Annotated in this window: 13 protein-coding genes; all 13 read left to right on the forward strand. The window is 45.9% G+C overall.

All coding sequences use genetic code 11. The features are described 5' to 3' along the window. Positions 1 to 3 precede the first annotated feature (3 nt). The 13 genes from KUV50_RS15315 (at position 4) to KUV50_RS15375 (ending at position 19,618) form a co-directional block, all read left to right on the forward strand. Positions 4 to 1,197, forward strand: a complete 1,194-nt coding sequence (locus KUV50_RS15315; protein ID WP_222581056.1) for an enolase C-terminal domain-like protein — start codon at positions 4 to 6, stop codon at positions 1,195 to 1,197. Continuing rightward, positions 1,190 to 2,248 carry a Gfo/Idh/MocA family protein gene (locus tag KUV50_RS15320; protein WP_222581057.1) on the forward strand — a complete coding sequence of 353 codons (1,059 nt, stop codon included), beginning with the start codon at positions 1,190 to 1,192 and terminating at the stop codon, positions 2,246 to 2,248. Before KUV50_RS15315 ends, KUV50_RS15320 begins: the two co-directional genes overlap by 8 nt. Next, complete coding sequence (locus tag KUV50_RS15325) at positions 2,245 to 2,997, forward strand: SDR family NAD(P)-dependent oxidoreductase (RefSeq protein ID WP_222581058.1); 753 nt, start codon at positions 2,245 to 2,247, stop codon at positions 2,995 to 2,997. The genes KUV50_RS15320 and KUV50_RS15325 overlap by 4 nt, the downstream gene beginning before the upstream one ends. A gap of 78 nt (positions 2,998 to 3,075) precedes the next feature. After that, positions 3,076 to 4,167: an ABC transporter substrate-binding protein gene (locus tag KUV50_RS15330; RefSeq protein ID WP_222581059.1), complete on the forward strand. Its 1,092-nt coding sequence runs from the start codon at positions 3,076 to 3,078 to the stop codon at positions 4,165 to 4,167. 205 nt (positions 4,168 to 4,372) lie between these two features. Then, on the forward strand, positions 4,373 to 5,221 hold the full coding sequence (locus KUV50_RS15335) for a sugar phosphate isomerase/epimerase family protein (RefSeq protein WP_222581060.1): 849 nt from the start codon (positions 4,373 to 4,375) through the stop codon (positions 5,219 to 5,221). Positions 5,222 to 5,269: 48 nt separating this feature from the next. Next, positions 5,270 to 8,182, forward strand: coding sequence for a c-type cytochrome (locus KUV50_RS15340; RefSeq protein ID WP_222581061.1), 2,913 nt, complete (start codon positions 5,270 to 5,272; stop codon positions 8,180 to 8,182). 446 nt (positions 8,183 to 8,628) lie between these two features. After that, positions 8,629 to 10,074 carry a glycoside hydrolase family 28 protein gene (locus KUV50_RS15345; RefSeq protein WP_410000064.1) on the forward strand — a complete coding sequence of 482 codons (1,446 nt, stop codon included), beginning with the start codon at positions 8,629 to 8,631 and terminating at the stop codon, positions 10,072 to 10,074. A gap of 1 nt (position 10,075) precedes the next feature. Further along, a complete protein-coding gene (locus KUV50_RS15350) occupies positions 10,076 to 11,572 on the forward strand; it encodes a glycoside hydrolase family 28 protein (RefSeq protein ID WP_222581063.1) in 1,497 nt (498 codons plus the stop codon). 12 nt (positions 11,573 to 11,584) lie between these two features. Next, on the forward strand, positions 11,585 to 12,334 hold the full coding sequence (locus tag KUV50_RS15355; protein WP_222581064.1) for a glycosyl hydrolase family 28 protein: 750 nt from the start codon (positions 11,585 to 11,587) through the stop codon (positions 12,332 to 12,334). Positions 12,335 to 12,404: 70 nt separating this feature from the next. Next, entirely contained in the window at positions 12,405 to 13,115 is a 711-nt protein-coding gene (locus KUV50_RS15360) for a DUF1080 domain-containing protein (RefSeq protein WP_222581065.1), read from the forward strand. 204 nt (positions 13,116 to 13,319) lie between these two features. Next, entirely contained in the window at positions 13,320 to 15,953 is a 2,634-nt protein-coding gene (locus KUV50_RS15365; RefSeq protein WP_222581066.1) for a c-type cytochrome, read from the forward strand. A gap of 9 nt (positions 15,954 to 15,962) precedes the next feature. Further along, positions 15,963 to 17,996 carry a hypothetical protein gene (locus KUV50_RS15370; RefSeq protein ID WP_222581067.1) on the forward strand — a complete coding sequence of 678 codons (2,034 nt, stop codon included), beginning with the start codon at positions 15,963 to 15,965 and terminating at the stop codon, positions 17,994 to 17,996. Beyond that, positions 17,996 to 19,618, forward strand: coding sequence for an endonuclease/exonuclease/phosphatase family protein (locus KUV50_RS15375; protein ID WP_222581068.1), 1,623 nt, complete (start codon positions 17,996 to 17,998; stop codon positions 19,616 to 19,618). Before KUV50_RS15370 ends, KUV50_RS15375 begins: the two co-directional genes overlap by 1 nt. Positions 19,619 to 19,667 lie beyond the last annotated feature (49 nt).

Below are 19,667 nucleotides of genomic sequence, written 5' to 3' on the forward strand. Positions count from 1 at the left end.
GCTATGAAGATTAAAGATGTAAGATTGTATACGATCAATAGCGGGGATACCGGAGCACGTGGTGCGAGCCAGGGAGAGTCGCAATATTGGGGCGGTGGCTGGCAAGCGCAGACATTGATCGCCAACCCGATGTCTGTATTTCCGGAATACGCAGAAGTGCGATCATCGTGGATGGGCCCGGGCCAGGATCCTTTTGCGATTGAGATTGAGACCGACACGGGGATTGTGGGGGAGTGCGTCAATTATGGTGGCGGAGCGTTTGCGTGTGCAGTGATTGAGAACCATTTCAAGCGTTTTTTAGTCGGTCAGGATCCATTTAATATTGAGTTGATCTGGGAACAAATGAACCGATCCACCATGCCTTATGGTCTGGGTGGGGTGGTGAATATGGCTATTGCGGGCGTCGATCTGGCGTTGTATGATTTAGTCGCCAAATCACTGGATATTCCGGTGTATAAGTTAATCGGTGGAAAAACCAAAGAGTCCATACCCTGCTACGTTACTATTCATCCGGATTATGCCAGTCATTGGAAAGATCGTGGATTCATGGGGGTGAAAATAGCCGCACCCTGGGGCGTGGAAAGTGGAAGAGCAGGCCTACAAAAGATGGAAAAACTGATCGCCGACCTGCGTTCGGATCTGGGCGATGAAATGGAGTTAATGGTGGATTGTTATATGTCCTGGGACGTGGAATTCACGACCCGACTGGCCGAACGCGTTCGGAAATATGATGTGAAGTGGTTTGAGGATCCCCTACCCAATGGTTCTGCTACAGAACAGAATGCGTATCTTAGAAAACAATTGGGGCCAATCCAGTTAGCGACTGGCAACCTGGAATACCACTACAAAGCCTTTCACGATATCATAGCTAAAGGCGCTACGGATATCATCCAACCAGAAATCCAGTGGGCTGGTGGACTCACCGCGGTCCGAAAAATGGCAGCCATGGCAAAACCGTATGATATGCAAATCATACCCCATGGAGCTTCCGTCTATAACTACCATTTTGTGTTAGCAAATACAAACAGTGCTTACGCAGAGTTTTTGACCACCGGTGAAGGGAAAGAACTTCACCCGATATTCGATACCATAATCGGTGAACCGCTTCCGGAAAATGGCCACATCTTCCTGGATGAAAACAAACCCGGGTTTGGGGTCGAACTAAACCGGGAGAAATTGATGCCTTACAATGGGTGATAAAAAACAATTGAATGTCGGTGTGATTGGTGCCGGATGGTGGGCCACAAGCGCACATATCCCCGGAATCGTAGAGCATGACCGTGCGAATCTGTTTGCGGTGCAGAACCGAACCAGTGAAAAAGCTAGACAGGTCGCGAAGGATTTCAATGCGGAAGGTGCTTATGATGATTACCAGGAACTTGTCCTAAATAAGGATCTGGACGCTGTAGTGATTAGTTCTACGCCAAATGTGCATTTTGAGCAAGCCAAGTTCGCATTGGAACATGGAAAACATGTACTCGTAGAAAAACCGATGACTTTTACCGCAGCAGAAGCCCGGGAACTCTGTGATCTGGCGCAAAATCAAAAACTGGAATTGTTGGTGAGCTGCCCCTGGCACTACACCAGGCATGGATTGGAAGCGCGACGAATGGTCCGGGAAGGCGTGCTGGGAAATCTCAAAATGATTTCTGTCTTGATGACAAATCCTGTGGATAGGCTAATCAAAGGAATGGATACTTCGCCGACGCATGGGTTAAATGAGGTATATATGGAGCCCAATCCGGGTTCGTATAGTGATCCGGCCATTGCAGGAGGAGGGCAGATATATACACAGGTGTCTCATGCCGGTGCTTATTTGAGCTTTCTAAGCGGAGTTTCTGCGAGGGAGGTTTATGCCAAGTTCGACAATGCCGGCTCTGAAAACGATATTTACAATACCTTGACAATTACCATGGACGACGGAACATTGGTGAACTTGGCCAGTACCGGTGCCACTCCGGAGAGTACCCGAAATTATGAAGTACGATTATTCGGCGATAAAGGCATTATTCTCCTGGAATTGTGGAAAGGTACGATGTCATTTCATCCCTTTTCTGGGGATTTTATAGAATATGAACCGTTGACAGAAGGTGAGATCTATCCCGATCGAGCCCCTGTTTTGAATTTTATTGATACTGTTCTTGGTGTTGATAAAAATGGATCTCCGGGAAAACTGGGTTTAGCGGCGATGGAGATTATCGAAGCTGCATGTTATTCAAATCAAAGTGGAAAATCAGTCAAAATATGAGTAATTTAAATCGATTTAAGGACCAGACAGCCATCATTACTGGTGGGGGGTCGGGCATTGGATTTGCTGTGGCGAAAAAGCTTGCAGCAGAAGGAGCGAAAGTATGGTTGTGGGATATTGATGGGGAAGCGGCAGAAGAAGCTGCGTTATCGCTCCAAAAACATAAAGCTGGGTTTATGCGTGTGGACATCACGGATGAGTCAGATGTCAAAGCGGCTTTTGAAAAAATATCACAAGAGGGTGCGATTAGTATTGTTGTGAATTCAGCGGGCATCGTTGGCCCCAATGGAGTCAATACAGATGAAGTGGATTTGGCAGATTTTGAGATGACCTGCCGGATTAACCTGACAGGATCTTTTCTCATTACCAAATACGCTTTGAAAGCCATGTTGCCTCATAAATATGGACGCATTCTCCTGGTAGCATCGGTAGCCGGTAAAGAGGGTAACGCGGGAATGGCTGCCTATTCAGCTTCCAAGGCTGGCGTGATCGGCCTCGTAAAATCAGCCGGGAAAGAACATGCAGAATCCGGGGTGACCGTCAATGGTATTGCACCGGCCACCATTATGACGTCGATGGTCGAGAAAATGGAACCCCATCAGATCAAATATATGACCGATAAAATACCCATGAAGCGGTGTGGTGGATTGGAGGAAGTCGCTAATCTGGTGGCATGGATAGTTTCGGAGGAAGCCAGTTTCAATACAGGTTTTACCTTTGATCTGACCGGGGGCAGAGCAGTTTATTGATTTAATTTTTAAATTACTTTACTTATCAAGACACTAAGAGGAATAACGTGGGATCACAGCCGGGCATTTCCACCATTGGTGGCTGTAGCACAGCGGTATGAAGAATTAAATCCGGGGGTTCGGATTCATTGGGAAAAGAGAACATTGGATGAATTTGGGCACAAGCCGATAGATCAGATGATCCATGACTATGATTTGATAGTTATAGATCATCCGTGGGCCGGCTACTGCTTTGACCGGAACTTAGTATTAGATCTCAAAAATCTCCTATCGACTTCACAGTGGATGGAATTAGAGCATCATTGCGTGGGGAAGTCTTTTGAGAGCTATTATTTTGAAAATAAGCTGCTGGCGATACCTATTGATGCAGCTGCACCGACGCCAAGCTGGCGACCGGACCTGATGACGGAAAGAAGTTTGCAATTGCCGGAGACTTGGGAGGATTTAATTCAGTTGGCTGATCAAAAGCAGGTAATTATGCCCGGATTTGGAGCTGATCTGTTTTTGAACTGGATGATGGTTTTACATGCGCTGAACGCGAATCCATTCACCGACCCCGATCGCATTTGCGATAAGGATAAAGGACTGGAGGCTATGCGTATGCTAAAACGACTAGCAGAACCGATGCCGGAGGAAATGTTTGGATGGAACCCTATAAAAGTGGCTGAGCTAATGACTCAAAACGATGATTTTGCTTATTGTGCATTTGCCTATAGTTATGGGAATTATTGCCGGCCATCGTATGTGAGAAAACCCATAAAATATGGAAAGCATGTGTTGTTAGATGGGACTCCTCTGCGCAGTATATTGGGTGGGACCGGACTCGCTATTTCAGCCGGTTGTCCGGAAGTGCAACTGGCGATCGATTTTTCCATGTTCTGTGCCGATGCCCGGATCCAATCCACATTATATACTTATGCCGGTGGCCAGCCTGTGCGGCAAGAAACCTGGCAGGATAATGAATTGGATGCATTTGCCGGAGGCTTTTTTGCAGATAGTTATCGTGCACATGAAGATGCAGTTCTTCGACCACGATACAATGGATACGTTGCTTTCCAGGAAAAAGGCGGCATCCCGTTGCAGCGATTTGTTAAAGGCGAAATATCAATGGATCAAGCCTGGGATACTATGAATACGCAATATCAGTTGAGCCGGGAATCGGGAACGTAACGCGTAGCGATTTATTTTCTACTTTGCCTTGACGCAAAAGTAGAGCTTTCTCCCAATTTATTGGTGGACAAAATCAAGCCTGTCCCCAACTCGTTGGGTGGAGAAATGAACGCTCGCCCGCGGTGCTGCGCCTGCGCCCACACATATTTCATAGCAGCCCGCCCAAAGCGACAAGTTCCAGGGTAGTTGAAAATAAAAATATAAGATGAATATGATCAAATTTTCCTGTGCTGATTTCACTTTTCCATTGCTTCCGCACGATAAGGTGCTTCAATTGATCAGGTTGTTGGGGATCAATGCGGTAGATCTTGGTGTGTTCGAGGATCGTTCTCACCATTACCCGAGCGCAATAGCTCAGAATCCGTTGCAAAGTGGAAAAAAACTTGCTTCAGAGCTACAAAATATTGATATGGAGGTGGCTGATGTTTTTTTTCAATCGGGTGCGGAACCTTCCATTGCCGCAGCCAACGATCCCGATAAAGGGATTCGAACTAAGAATAGAGCATTGTTTCAGAAGATGGTTGAATTCACCCATGCCCTCGGATGCGGTCATATGACCGGCCTGCCGGGTGTTTTTCATCATGGAGATGGTTCAGTTGATGATTGGAAACGAGCGATTGAGGAGACCCGATGGCGAGTGGAAACCGCCCGGGACACCGGGATTGTTTATTCGATCGAACCTCATGTTGGATCAATCTTGACTGATTCTGAAACGACCTTGTGCTTTCTCGAATCCTGTCCTGATTTGACGTTGACTTTGGATTATGGGCATTTTATATACCAGGGACAGACCAATAAATCTGTACATCCATTGATCCCATATGCCTCCCATTTTCATGCTCGCGGAGGTGCTGATGGAAAACTACAAACCATTGTACAAGAAAATGAAATTGATTTTGCGGCCATTTTAGAGCAGTTCAAAAAACAAAATTATGATGGGTATATTTGTCTGGAATATGTTCATCAGGATTGGGAAGGTTGCAATAGAACGGATAATGTATCCGAGACACTTCGGTTGAAGGAACAATTGGAAAAACTTTTCATGTCCGCGTAAATGATGTCACAAAGTCACACAAAGATATTGATCTAAAAGAGCGTACAAATGCTGCAAAGGAAGAATAAAATATGGACCAGCTTGGTTTTCATATTTATGGGTGTTCTTCTGTGGCAAAAGTGTCAGGATCGTCATTCAGAACCAACGGAGGACGTTTCAAAAGATCTGAATGTAGAAGTACTGATAAAAGAACCCGATATCATCAACCCCATGACCATGGCTGTCGATGATGAAGGGTCGATATATGTCTCACTGTCCCATACCTACCGGTATGGTAAAGAAGGATCCCCGTACGACTCCGTATCCAATCCCATTAAAAAAATCCTACTGGATGAGCAAGGGGAACTTCAGAACATCATTACAGTAGCGGAAGGTTTTCAGGATCCGGTAATGGGAATTGCCATTGATGAAGATCAACTTTTTATCACTAATCTCAATCAGATCTCAGTAGTTAAGCTGGATGAAAACGACAGGGTGGAGCACACAGAAACGCTGATCAGAGATAACACCACGCCCTGGAATCCTTTTGGTATGTATCGGGTCATCATCGGACCGGACGATAAACTGTGGTTTTCCGTGGCAGACCGACCTTCCAGTGCACCTGTAGTCCTGACCGGAACGGATGGAAAAACAGTGCGATTGAGTGGTCAAAGCGGTGGAATTCTAAGATGTGATCGGGACGGTGCGAACCTGGAGGTGATGGTGGAGGGACTGCGGGCTCCTTACGCATTTGAAGTGGATCCATGGGGGCATTTGTGGGTGATCTCGAATGGGGAGGGCAGTCCCAATATTTATTTTGAGGCTATTTTTGGGATGGACTACGGATATCATTCCCGCGATGTAACCTACAATTGGTTGGCGGGGAAAACAACACTATCACCCCCGGTCGTGGATATGGGGGCGGGCGCCAATACCGCTACTCTAACTTATCGGAGCATTCACTTTTCGGAAAAATATGTAGGTGATGTTTTTATGTCCAATTGGGGGAATCATGGATTCAACCCTTCCAACAGAGTGATCAAACGGATTCCTGGTTCTGACATGACACAAATGAGATATGCAGAATCCGCTGGAACGGGTCACGTATTTTTTGCACCTGTTCATGATTCATTATTCCGACCGACTGATATCAAATTGCTTCCGGATGGGCGCCTATTAATTAGTGATTGGCAAGGCCGGGATGATGAGAGTAACAGACTGGGTAGAATTTACCGGATTTCCTATAAAAAACCCGTTCATAAGAATGGATTCGACGACCTCGATAACTTGAAAAATATCGTAACTCAGAACGAACCAATTGATCTGCTGGATCACCCCAATCATTGGGTTCGGCGGCAAGTTATTAAATATTGGGCGCAAGCCGGGTCCATTCCCTTTCACGACTTTAAAGCCCTCTTGGCAGGTGGAAGTGCTGTGGCTTCAGCTAATGCTCTGTGGATTTTAACACAACGCAGTGAATCTACAGCTGAAAAATTGATGGAGGAAGCATTGACTCATGAAGATGCCAGAGTCCGGGCCATGGCCATTCGTCAGTTGAGACAGAAAGCCGGCTTGGGCTTGGTTCGGAAAAACAATTCAGGACCTGGGAGAGATTCGAATTTCGGATCAAAGGATCACTTGGATAGTTTGATGCGTCCTTTTTTACAAGACCCGGCGGTCGAAGTACGTATGGAAGCAGCACTAGCTTTATTTTATCCTTCGGACATCGTATCAGGACTAAAGCAGGCTGCTGAACTTGCAGAAGATAAATATTCCATGTATCGGATCGGTTTTGAGCTTGGTAAATTTTGCGACCGTTCTGAATTGGAGCAACTCCCAGCAGTTTTTGACGATAGTCGGCAATTCATACTTGGCGTTTGCGGGGAAACAATACTGCACCGGAGACCTGAACTATCAGATGTAATCAAGGCATGGGGTATCCCGGCGTTAAAGTATCAGGACCAGGCTGAGCAGTTGGTGGAACAAGTACGAACCGGAACAACCATTGAGATAAGTAAAGAAAAGCGGATGGTCCTTAACCGCTTAAATGAGTACCCGATCATTGACACGATCTTTCAGGATTTTATTTTAGAATGCCTATCTGATGAGAATGCGGGGGTGAAGAAAGCCGCCTTACGGGCTGTGAGAAATGGAGCGTTCGAACGGGAAGATTTGGTTGAGCAGACACTATGGATATGGAATAACTCCTCAGATAGTCTGGTCAGAATGGAAGCTTTATACACGATAGGATCTTTTTCAGGAAAATATAACCTGGACTGGTCGGCAATCATGGAAGAATCGACCGAAAATATAGTCGTCACAGCGCTTCGGGTTTTACGAACCCTGGATGGTGACATCGGGCGGACCGATTCATTGGAAAGGACCTTGAAGAAGATCTATCATCAAATGCCCCGACTGAGCGATGAAATCCTACTGACAAATAGAGCCATGGGTTTTGCACCGATGGAGGGTGATAAGGACGATAATGACCAGAAAGGAAACCAACTGAAGCACATCTATAGCGAGATATATCATCAGATTGACAATGCCTCTGCTGCCCGGGGAGAGCTTCTGTTTCATTCTAAAGCGGCAGCTTGTTCGTCATGCCACGCCACAAGTGAAAGCATCAAATTAAAAAAAATAGGACCCAACTTGAGTGGTTTGGGTGGAGCGACCCAACCGCAGTATCTTGTGGAGTCTATTCTGGAACCTGGTAAAGTAATCAAAACGGGCTATCGGATGGAGCGGATAGAAACCACCAGTGATGAAATATGGATAGGAATCCCTGAAAACAACGGTAATGAGGTGATCATTCATACCTTGGGAGACACAGTTTTACAGTTGGACCAATCTGAGATTATAAGCCGAAGGAAAATAGAAGCTTCCATTATGCCGGGTGGTTATCAAGGGCGTATGACCATTTTAGAATTATCAGATTTGGTTAAATATCTGATGTCTTTGAAGAGTGACGGCATTAATTGAATTGGAGGGGAGCTATACACGTTAAGGAATTTTAAAAAATTCCTACGTAATCCAGGTGACCAAATATGTATTCTTTACTCTAATTTAACAAGCACTGTTTACAATTTCTGATCGGAAGAATTAGATGTCTGCTGACTTGATGGTGAATGGAAGATAGAGAGAACCTTCGATAGCATCTTGATCTGAGAAGATTTCCAGGAAAGGTCAATCAATTGATGCGTTGTATATCGCGATTGGAGATCCGGATCATTTTTAAGCAAATAGTGAAGCGGCTGCTAGTCGAATTGGCGGAGATACCTATGCGACCAAAAATTGGTGGGATGTTAAATAGTACATTTTTAATGATAAAATTGAATTGTGAAACCCGGACGATGAATAAAATTCAACCTACAGAATATAATCGAAAACGGAACAGGACGATCAAGAGCTTGTTCACCCTGTGCCTGATGATGTTACTGATGTTCCCACTCACAGGCCAGAATTACTACGCCTCTCTGTTTGGAATCAAATCTGATGGCAAAACATTGAATACTACATCCATCCAAAAAGCCATCGACTATATCCATGAGCAGGGTGGTGGGACGCTGGAGTTCTATGTAGGCCGGTATCTGACCGGTACGATTGAGCTTAAGTCCAATGTAACGCTGCACTTGCATGAGGGAGCGGTATTACTGGGATCTACGAATATCTATGATTACAACATCGAAAGCAAATATACCGCTTTGGTCTATGCCAAAAATGCCTCCAATATTACCATACAGGGAAAGGGTGTCATCGATGGCCAAGGCCGGGAGGTGGCATACCACTTAATCGATCAGATTCATAAAGGAATTATCAAAGACCAATTAAAATATGATCGCCCGGCCCGCCGGCGGCCGAGTGCCATATACTTTCGGGAATGCGACGATGTCGCTGTCAAAGGTATCCTGGTGAAAAATGCGGCATTTTGGGTCCAGATTTACGATCAGTGCGATGGGCTGCTCGTAGATAGCACCATGGTCGACAGTAAGGCATTCTGGAATAACGACGGTATGGATATCGTCGATTGTAAAAATGTGAGAATCACCAATAATTATGTCGACGCAAGTGATGATGCCATTTGCTTCAAATCACACGGCCCAGACCACATCGGTGAAAATGTACTGGTGCGAAACAATGTGGTACGTTCCAGTGCGAATGGCATCAAATTCGGAACAGTTACGCGGGGTGGTTACCGGAATTTTAACATCGTCAATAATACGGTGTACGACACCTACCGTTCGGCCATTGCCTTCACGGCACCGGATGGTGGATTTATTGAGGACATCTGGGTGGATAGTCTGTATGCTTACAATACCGGCAATCCGATCTATTTGCGCAATGGCGAACGGTGGGGTGACAAAGGCCCGGGTTCGATCGACAACATCACCATCCAAAATGTATACGCTGAAGTGGCTGCGGAGAAACCGGATACCGCGTACGAATACGAAGGCCCCATCGAAGATCTGCCGAGAAACATCTCTCCTTCCGGCATCGTCGGGCTTGTGGGGACTCCGATTACCAATGTATCCCTGAAAAATATCAAGATCATCTATCCCGGAGGTAGCAATCCGAACTACGCCTTCCGGGGCACGGAACCGGAGGACCTGGACAGCATCCCTGAAATGGCGGATGCATATCCGGAATTTTCCCAGTTCAAGGAGCTACCTGCCTGGGGGTTTTATATCCGACACGCGGAGGATGTTTCTTTTGAGAATGTAGAATTAATTGCGAAAGAGGCTGATTACCGGCCTGCCATGGTCGTACAAGATTCTAAAAATATTTCTCTGAAGAAAGTAGATTTCAAAGAGCCCGGGAAGAAGAAAAAGGAACTCCATACCTATCAATCTGAAAATGTAAAAAGACGACCCTGAAATGCATATACTACGATTTTTAAAAACAGGCTCATTGGTGCTTTCCATGGCACTATCACTGTGGGCCACAGACTATGATGTTCAAAAATTTGGAGTAAAGGGTGACGGGGTGACCGTGAATACAGCCTCCATCCAATACGCCATTGATTACATCAGCGACCATGGGGGCGGCCGACTCGTCTTTACAGCCGGAACCTATCGGACCGGGAGTATCTATCTCAAGTCCGGTGTGATCCTCCATTTGGAAAGAGCTGCGACCCTGATGAGCACTACCAATCCGTTTGACTTTGTAAAGGACGAAGATATTAACTGGATGTCGATGATTTTTGCCAAGTATCAAAAAGATATTGGTATCACAGGCGAGGGGGGCATCGACGGCAGAGGTTTTGAGACGGCCAACAATATGCTCAATTACATTCAGCGGGGATTGTTTGACGATAAATTGCTTTGGGACCGACCCCGGGAGCCCAACCGGCCTCAGAACATCTATTTTCGGGAATGTGAAAATATCACCATCACGGGAATTACCATTAAAGATCCGGCCAGTTGGAATCAGACCTATGATCAGTGTGTTAATATCCTGGTGGATGGCATTACGGTCGACAGTAAATCTTACTGGAACAATGACGGGATCGATATTGTGGATTGTGATGGGGTGGTAATCAAAAACAGCTATTTTGATGCAGCAGATGATGTTATTTGTTTTAAATCCCATGATCCTGACAAAATATGTCAAAACATTGTGGTTGATAATTGCGTGGGGCGTTCCAGTGCGAACGGTTTGAAATTTGGCACGGTTTCCAGAGGTGGTTTTCGCAATGTAAAAGTCACCAATCTGACCATATTCGATACCTATCGTTCTGCGATTACTTTTGCTGCTGTGGATGGGGGAATTGTAGAAAACATTGTGGTCGATGGGGTGCGCTCCATCAATACCGGAAATGTGATTTACCTTCGGATCGGAGATCGCTGGAGTAAAGGCAAAGAGCCGGTGATGAAAGATATTACTATTCGGAACGTGTATGCCGAAGTACCCCTGGGTAAGCCAGATGCCGGATATGGTTATGAAGGCCCCATAGAGGATTTGCCCCGGAATATTTCTCCGTCGAGTATCGTGGGCTTGCCGAACCATCGGATCGAAAATGTCACGTTGGAGAATATTGAGATCGTGTATCCGGGAGGAAGTGATCCATTTTATGCGAAGGTGGGCCTGACTCCGGAAGAACTGGATAATATTCCCGAGATGCCGGCGAAGTATCCCGAATTTTCCCAGTTCAAAGAACTCCCGGCGTGGGGATTTTATCTGCGCCATGCTGACGGTATTACGTTTAAAAATGTGACCCTGCGTGCAAAAAATAAAGATTACCGACCGGCCATTGTCATGGATGATGTGAAAGGGGCCCTGTTCAAAGACATGGAGATTGAAGAGCCGGAAAGTGAGCAAAATTCCAAAGAACAAATATTTCAATATCAATCCGAAAATATCCGGATTGACTAAATCAGACCAAGTATGATGATACGAATATTTATATTTACTATTGTACTATGCTTTAATTGGGGCTTATCTGTGCAGGGTAAAGACTATAAAGCTTCCTTATTTGGCATCAAATCGGATGGCATCACCCTCAATACCGGTTCCATCCAAACGGCGATAGACTTCATCAGTCAGGAAGGCGGAGGCCGGTTGGTTTTTTATGTAGGTCGGTACCTGACTGGATCGATTGAATTGAAATCCAATGTAACCATTCACCTGGAAGAAGGCGCCGTATTGGTCGGAGTCCCTTCGATCTATGATTATTATTCGGCGGGGAATTTTCGGTCTCTCCTATACAGCAAGGACCAAGCGAATATTTCTGTGACCGGAAAAGGCGTGATCATGGGCAATGGCCGGTCGTTGATCAAAAGCAGGAATGAACAAAAGAAAAATGGATATTTACCGTCTAATTCCAAAGATGGTTTGCCCGGGTTGGTGCAATTTGTAAACTGTGATAGTGTTGTTTTGACCGGAATTATATTGACGGAGAGCGGAGGCGATGTTGTTTCTGTGCATGGCAGCAATCATGTTAATATCGCCGGTCTGACCATCAAAAACAAGGGGTATTCGGCAAGAGGCATGACGCTGTCAGGAAATCGTCATATTGCTTTAACAAATTCCTACTTTGAAACAGATGGTATAGAATTGGAATTCCTCAGTAAGAATCAGGATCTGCGGATCGATGATACGAAAAATGAGTTCGGAGAAATATTAAAAAGACCCTAATCAATACAGACTTTGAAAGGAGCCTGGGCATATTATGGGTTCTTTTTTTATATTGCGTGGAAAGTGTAAAATGAGAACTTGCTTAATCGTATCTGTGGTATCTGTGCTTCTCTTCGGCGCATGCAATTCACCTGATCATCATAACTCCCAATCAGAAGGTCAATTTATATTGAAAAAAGAGCACCAAAATCAATGGGAGGGATCTCGAGATCATTGGCGGTGGGAAGGGAACATTCTTATTGGCGAAACGACGGAAGAAAATCCTATTGACCAGAGTACTTTTCTCATCTGGAACCAGGAAGTCGAGAACTTCACATTGCGCCTTTCATTCCGTATCTCAGAACACGGAAATAGTGGTATATACTATCGGTGCGAACGGGGTCCGGAAGGGTACGATGAATTATTGGGTTATCAGGCCGATATTGATGGCCAGCACAAATATACGGGCATTGTGTATGAAAATTTTTTAGGTCGTCATCGGAAAATATTAGCCAATCATGGCGAATTTGCACGGATATCAGAAGCAGACAGCGTACAGACCTATTCGATTTCAACAACCAAAAGTTTGATGGAAAAGCTTATTCAACCCGGAACATGGAATGCGTATGAATTGATTGTAAAAGATGCTCTTATTGTACAGAAAATAAATGGACAGATTGTTTCGATGGTGGAAGATCGTGCGAATAGCCGGTACAGAAAAGGGCTGTTTGGATTTCAGTTGCATCAGGGACCACCGATGAAAGTCGAGTTTAAAGATGCGGTGTTTACAAATATTTCATAGTAGTACACGAATCACTACATACGTATTACTATATTGCCCGCTGATCTCGCAGATTTTCGCAGATTTTATTTCGAAACAAGCCGCAGGCTTGTTTCTATCTGCGTTGATCTGCGGGCAATTATAACTAAGATAAGAACTTTAATATTTGAACCAGGAGTGATGGGGATATTAGCGCATCTAAACTTCTGGATAACCAGACCTGTAATGGATAGAAAAAAATTACACTACAAAGGTTTCGTGTTTTCCAAATTTTCATCGCTGTCCATAGCGGTATTATTCGGTGCTATGTTCTTTGGTGCCTGTAATCCGGTGGATACCGTGAAAGAACCGGAGAAAAAGATAGACCACAGCTCTCCGGAAGTGTTTCCTGAAAACTTAAAAACCCTTCCTGGGTTTGAAGTGGAACTTTTGTATGAGGTGCCTCTGGATACACAAGGCACCTGGGTGCGGTTGGCTCAGAATGATCAGGGGCGGTTCGTGGCTTCTGATCAATATGATAAAGGGATGTTTTGGATTGATATCGTTGAAAACGAAGAAGGAAATTCACGTGTTAAAGTTCAAAAAATGAATCATTCCATATCAGGAGCGCAGGGCTTGACGTGGTTCAAAGGGAGTTTGTACGCCAATATGAGAGGGGAAGGGTTGTATCGAATGTCAGATACTGAAGGCGATGGCATGCTCGATGAAGTGATATTCTTGGAGGGGCCTCAAGTTCCGAGTGAACATGGGAACCACGCTTTGGTGCCGATGTCTGATGGGAGTGGGATGTATGTCGTCAACGGGAATCATACCCCGCCCCCCGTGAATTATAACAGTCAGGTTTCGAATTGGGCTGAAGATATATTGCTTCCCCGCCAGTGGGATGCACAGGGTCATGCGGCAGGTATGATGGCGCCCGGTGGCTATGTGGCCACAGCGGATGAAAATGCAGAAAACTGGAATATGGTTAGTGTCGGCTACAGAAACCAATACGATCTAGCCATCCATCCCAATGGGGAGCTGTTTACATTTGATTCAGATATGGAATGGGATCTGGGCATGCCCTGGTATCGCCCAACGCGGGTCCTGCATGTGGTCAGTGGAAGTGATTACGGTTGGCGAAGTGGTAGCGGTAAATGGAAGGCGTTTTATGAAGATAGTCATCCTTCCGTATTGGATGTAGGACCAGCTTCGCCGACCGGAGTGCTGTTTGGCACTGGAGCCCGTTTTCCTGAAAAATATCAGAAAGCGTTGTTTGGATTGGACTGGACTTATGGAATTATCTATGCCTTTCATTTGGAGCCAAATGGTGCTAGTTATTCCGCAACGGCGGAAGAATTTCTGTCCGGTCAGCCGCTGGCAGTCGTCGATGCGCTGATTGGCAAAGATGGGGCACTATATTTTATAACGGGTGGGTGGAGTAATGAGACAAAATTATATCGTGTCACCTACACGGGATCAGAATCGACAGCACCGGCATCGTACGTGGAAGATTCCGATGCCCAATTAAGTCGGGCCCTTCGACATCGATTGGAGGCGTACCACGGAACAGAGGATCCTGATGCAGTAGCTGCTGCATGGCCACATCTGGCTTCCGAAGATCGCTTTATTCGGAATGCCGCTCGGATCGCCATTGAATTTCAACCCGTTGCTCACTGGATCGACCGGGCAAGGACCGAACTACGACCTCAGGCGGTTATTACCAGCACGGTTGCGCTGGCCAGGGCGAATGATCCTTCCTATAAGGATGACGCCCTGGGGATGCTGATGGGGCTGGATTTTTCTGCTATGGAGACTATGGAAAAGCTGGGCTACCTCCGGGCTTTGGCGCTGACCTTTATGCGTCTTGGTGTGCCAGATCAGAAAAATTGTCTGTATTTGGCCAATTCATTGATGCGGGCACTGCCGGATAAAGATGAACGGGTCAATGTGGAAATAGTGCGATTGTTGGTCTATCTGGAAGATGGCCGGGTGATTGAACCAGCTTTGGAATTGATTCAGAATAGTAAAAAACCAGAACCACCGGATTGGGGTAATATTATAAAACGCAATAGCAACTACGGTGGGACCATACAACAGATGCTCGATCGCCCCCCACCGATTAATAAACTGGAATATTTGTTTATGTTGCGGAATCTAAAAAAGGGATGGTCTATAGGTCAGTATAAAACCTATTTTAATGAGATTAATAAAGCCGCAGATGCGATGGGAGGACAAAGCTATTGGGGTTTTTTGGGAAGGATGCGGGCCAACGCGTTACAAGGTGTTTCTGATTCGGTTCGTCTTGCTTTGAAAGAGATTATATCAGCACCTATAGCAAAAGGCCCTCCTTTTGAGGTTCTCCCTGTGACAGGGCCCGGAAAAGAATGGACGGTGGAAAATGCACTGGAGGTGCTTGATGCACCTGATCAAACTAAGGATTTTGAATTGGGGCGAAATGCCTATTTTGCCGTAGGTTGTGCTTCCTGTCATCGATTTGACGGGATAGGTGGAAATATTGGGCCGGATCTCGGTTCTGTAGGAAATCGGTTTTCCACCCGGAAAATTTTGGAGGACATCATTCATCCAAGCCAAACAATATCTGATTTATACGGGGCTAGCCGGGTTACTTTGACGAGTGGCCGGGTACTTGAAGGGCTGGTGGTCAAAGAAGGTGACGTGGTCAAAGTGTACAGTAGAACCCCAGAACAGTCGCCTCATATAATTCTCTCGAACGAAGTGGAGTCGATCGAACCCGTACCGGTTTCTCAGATGCCGCCGGGCTTGATTAATCCGCTGAATGCTGATGAATTGCGTAGTTTGATCGCTTATCTTCAGTCGGGTGGTAATCCCGATCATACTGTGTTTAAATCAAAATAAATGTTATAAATGAGAAGGAATTATTTACAGGTTGTCCTGTTGTGTTTAGTAGTATTGACTTGTACCCCCTCCTATGCTCAAGTCGATTGGCAGGTGGAAGAGCTGTTAGAAGGCGGACGCTTTGATGCAATTGCTGATTTGGGTGATGGAGTCGTGGTCGTGGGGTCGAGGGCGCCCAATCCCGGTGTGATTTTCCGAAGCACGGATTATGGGCTCACCTGGGAAAATCTGGCAACGGTCACTCGTCAGAAAGATGCTTTTCGTGACAATGGAATCTTATGCTTGATGAACGGCCCGGGCGACTATGCGTACCTAATCACGACGAGCGCACAGTTTTGGCGATCGAGTGACAATGGGTTGACCTGGGAGAAAACGGCTCAGCTTGGTCAGGTACCTGAAAGATGGGCCTATTCGTACAGCATCGCTGTAACTCCATTGGGAACGGTATTGGCCACCTATGGTTCATCAGTGTATCGAAGTACCGACGATGGGGTGAATTTTGAACAAATAGGTCCGATTTCAGACCAAAATATTTACCGGTTTAACGTTGTAGGCAACGGAATCATCGTCAATGGATGGGCCGGTACGGTTTACAAAAGCATGGATGATGGTCAGACCTGGCAGTACTGGGACAAAATGGATACGCTGCCCCTATACGCCACAGAATTTATGGGACGGACCGTTATTTTACAGGCGTCGGAAGGGGGTAGTATTTACAAGGCCAGTCAGGATTACCCGGACAAAACCAGGGAAGTGGCAAAGTTTGATGAAGCGGCAGACGATTTTGTGTATTTGGGTTATCACACCGCCATTTATTCGACGTATACGGGTGAAAAGAATAATTACATCACATATGATGAAGGTGAAAATTGGGAGAATATTGGTCCTATACCCACGCAGGCGGAAGGTGATTGGCTGGATCATGTCATCCGGTTAGATCAGCCGGACTCGGTCATTGTCATCGGAGGAACCAACAAAGGATTTGTTGCACGATCAGCATTTTCGAGGCCGGAATTGTACGATCGTGCCAATCCGGACCGGGACCGGGAGATCATAGCTGAAGAAGCTTTTCAAAAGGCCATTGTTGGTCAGGTGACTGATTACTTTGAATTGAATGAACCGGAGGATATTATAATCGATGGGGACTATGCCTATATCCCTTCCAGGGTGGGACATAACCTGGCTGTGGTAGACATCTCCAATCCGGAGAAACCGAAGATCGTAGAAAGTTTTCGAGACGAAGACCTCCAGGAAGCCATGGGCGTGGCACAGCATGGTCGTTATCTGTATGTAACATCGATGATCAACCAAATGTGTCTGGTAATAGACGCCAACGATCCACACAATCTCAAAAAAATATACAGCTTCCGGGTGGGGGGTGTGAATAAATATCAAAAAAGGCTACGGAAGGTCGTCTATGAGGATGGTTATCTCTATTTCACACACGATGGAGAGGGTGCGCTGTACATTGCTGATGCACGCAATCCAGAGAAACCGGAGATCATAAGTAAGTTGCAGATGGGAAATGGTGCCTTTGCCGTAAAAATTCATGGAGACATAGCTTATGTAGGAGGGTGTGTGGGATCCAATGCGCTAAAAGTAATTGATATTTCCGATAAGAAAAATCCGGTGTTGGTTCAAAACATCGAAGACACACCGAAGTACAGTTGCATTTGTGACTTCGAGATTGCCGAAGACGTGTTGCATGCCATCAGCTATGGATCCAATGCTTATATGCAATTTGACATTTCCAACCCAAGAGCATTAAAAGAAATCGCATGGTTTCAATCGGACAAGTTGAATGGACCCAACCGGTTTGTCTTAGTGGGTAACACGGTTTATATGATTAATTCTGTGAACGATACCGTTGCTGAGCTGGACATCAAAGGGGGTATTTCCATTGCCCGGATCAACTCTTCGCGATTGCTTCAGAAAGCCTATGGGTTGAATTACAAGGATGGGTTGTTGTATGTTTCAAACCGGGATGCCAAAAGCTTTTTAATCCTGAATCCCGAAAAGTTATCAAAATTTAAATTAGAATAATGAGAAAGGATGATATGAGTGCAGTGCAGAAAACACCAGTTTTAGTCAATCAAATTTCATCCATAGTGGTGTTCTTTTTAGTGTCGGTTACTGCAGGATATGGTCAGTATACCACTTTTCATACTGGGTTTGAGGATGATGATTTATTTGATTATCTCGTTCCGGATAGCGTAACCTATGTGATGGAACAGCTTCGTCCACAATGGGCGGTGGGTATTGATGGGCGGGCGTTGGATTTGTCAGCGGATGCGGTATTACGTCGGCCTGTGCTATTGGATTCTTCATATGAATTCACCGCAGATTCCCTGGCTGATTTATCAGGCCAGATCTGGATTCGAACCAAAAAGCACGCCGCCATGGGAACTCCCATTATGGGAAATGTCTGTGGTGAGGATAGAGATGGAAAAGGTTGGATGGTTTATTCTCGTTCCAACGGGTCGTGGGGTTTGCAGCTGAATGATGGTCGTAAGACGGTTCAGTATGAACCGACGGAGCGCCAGGCAATCAATGATGGAGAATGGCATCATTTGGCATTTAGCCTGGATCGCACGAAAGGCGAAGTCTGGTTTTATTTCGATGGAAAAAATGTCGGCATTTACCAATTGGGGACCTTGGGGAGTCTGGAAAGTTCGTTTCGCACCGCTGTCGGAGGCAGTGATTCGTATTGGAAATGGGGTTCTTCCGGCCAATGGACGGCTTTTAACGGATACATCGATGAGGTTCGCATCGAAAATAAAAAATGGAGTTCGGTACAGGTTGAAGAGGAATATAGAAAATATCGGTCTATCCAGGATGACTCTGTGCTGGAAGGTCCGTTGCGGGTGATGACCTGGAACATATGGCACGGCGGACGACGGTTTGGTCAGCACGTGGGGGTGAATCGGGTTATAGAAACCATCAAGGAGGCCAGACCGGATGTAGTAGGACTGATCGAGACCTATGGTTCAGGTGAAATTATCGCCGATTCCCTGGGGTATTATTATTACCTCATCAGCCGCAACCTCAGTATTATGAGCCGATTTCCAATAAAATCGACCATTCAGGCATTTCGTCCTTTTAATTTTGGCGGGGCTGTCCTAGATGTAGGGAAGGATCGAGAAATTGCTGTGTTGGATACATGGTTGCATTATCTGCCCCGGACGCCCATGGAAATCAAAGCGGGTAAGTTCAGTGCCGAAGAGTTGATCGAGGCCGAGGGGGAGACCCGTCATGCGGAGGTGCAACAAATACTGAAAGAAATTGAAGCTATGCAATTTGGCGAAAATACACCGGTGTTTTTTGTCGGTGATTTCAATAGTGGCTCCCATTTGGATTGGACAGCATACACGCGGGATATCCACTACGATTATGTGGTGGAGTGGCCGGTCAGTAAAGCCGTCCTTGATGCCGGGTTCAAGGACAGCTATCGGGAGCTGCATATCGACGAGTTGCGTGATCCGGGATTCACATGGACCCCTATCGCTGCAAAATCTACGCACAGGTATGAATTGTTGCGCGATCGGATTGATTATATTTATTACCGGGGGCCGGTTCGGCCGATCGAATCCAAGGTGATCGATTATCACCCGGTGATGTTCCCCTCCGATCATGCGGCTGTGCTATCAGTGTTCGAGTGGAAGTAGTATGGTTTTTCATCATCCTCTTTAGCTGTTTTTTATTTTAGTACGATGG

The sequence above is a fragment of the Membranihabitans marinus genome (assembly GCF_019802045.1).
Taxonomy (GTDB): domain Bacteria; phylum Bacteroidota; class Bacteroidia; order Chitinophagales; family Saprospiraceae; genus Membranihabitans; species Membranihabitans marinus_A.

Excerpts from the sequence above, each read along its gene's own strand:
- KUV50_RS15315 (WP_222581056.1), top strand. The coding sequence starts at position 4 with ATGAAGATTAAAGATGTAAGATTGTATACGATCAATAGCGGGGATACC.
- KUV50_RS15320 (WP_222581057.1), top strand. The coding sequence starts at position 1,190 with ATGGGTGATAAAAAACAATTGAATGTCGGTGTGATTGGTGCCGGATGG.
- KUV50_RS15325 (WP_222581058.1), top strand. The coding sequence starts at position 2,245 with ATGAGTAATTTAAATCGATTTAAGGACCAGACAGCCATCATTACTGGT.
- KUV50_RS15335 (WP_222581060.1), top strand. The coding sequence starts at position 4,373 with ATGAATATGATCAAATTTTCCTGTGCTGATTTCACTTTTCCATTGCTT.
- KUV50_RS15340 (WP_222581061.1), top strand. The coding sequence starts at position 5,270 with ATGCTGCAAAGGAAGAATAAAATATGGACCAGCTTGGTTTTCATATTT.
- KUV50_RS15345 (WP_410000064.1), top strand. The coding sequence starts at position 8,629 with ATGATGTTACTGATGTTCCCACTCACAGGCCAGAATTACTACGCCTCT.
- KUV50_RS15350 (WP_222581063.1), top strand. The coding sequence starts at position 10,076 with ATGCATATACTACGATTTTTAAAAACAGGCTCATTGGTGCTTTCCATG.
- KUV50_RS15355 (WP_222581064.1), top strand. The coding sequence starts at position 11,585 with ATGATGATACGAATATTTATATTTACTATTGTACTATGCTTTAATTGG.
- KUV50_RS15360 (WP_222581065.1), top strand. The coding sequence starts at position 12,405 with ATGAGAACTTGCTTAATCGTATCTGTGGTATCTGTGCTTCTCTTCGGC.
- KUV50_RS15365 (WP_222581066.1), top strand. The coding sequence starts at position 13,320 with ATGGATAGAAAAAAATTACACTACAAAGGTTTCGTGTTTTCCAAATTT.
- KUV50_RS15370 (WP_222581067.1), top strand. The coding sequence starts at position 15,963 with ATGAGAAGGAATTATTTACAGGTTGTCCTGTTGTGTTTAGTAGTATTG.
- KUV50_RS15375 (WP_222581068.1), top strand. The coding sequence starts at position 17,996 with ATGAGAAAGGATGATATGAGTGCAGTGCAGAAAACACCAGTTTTAGTC.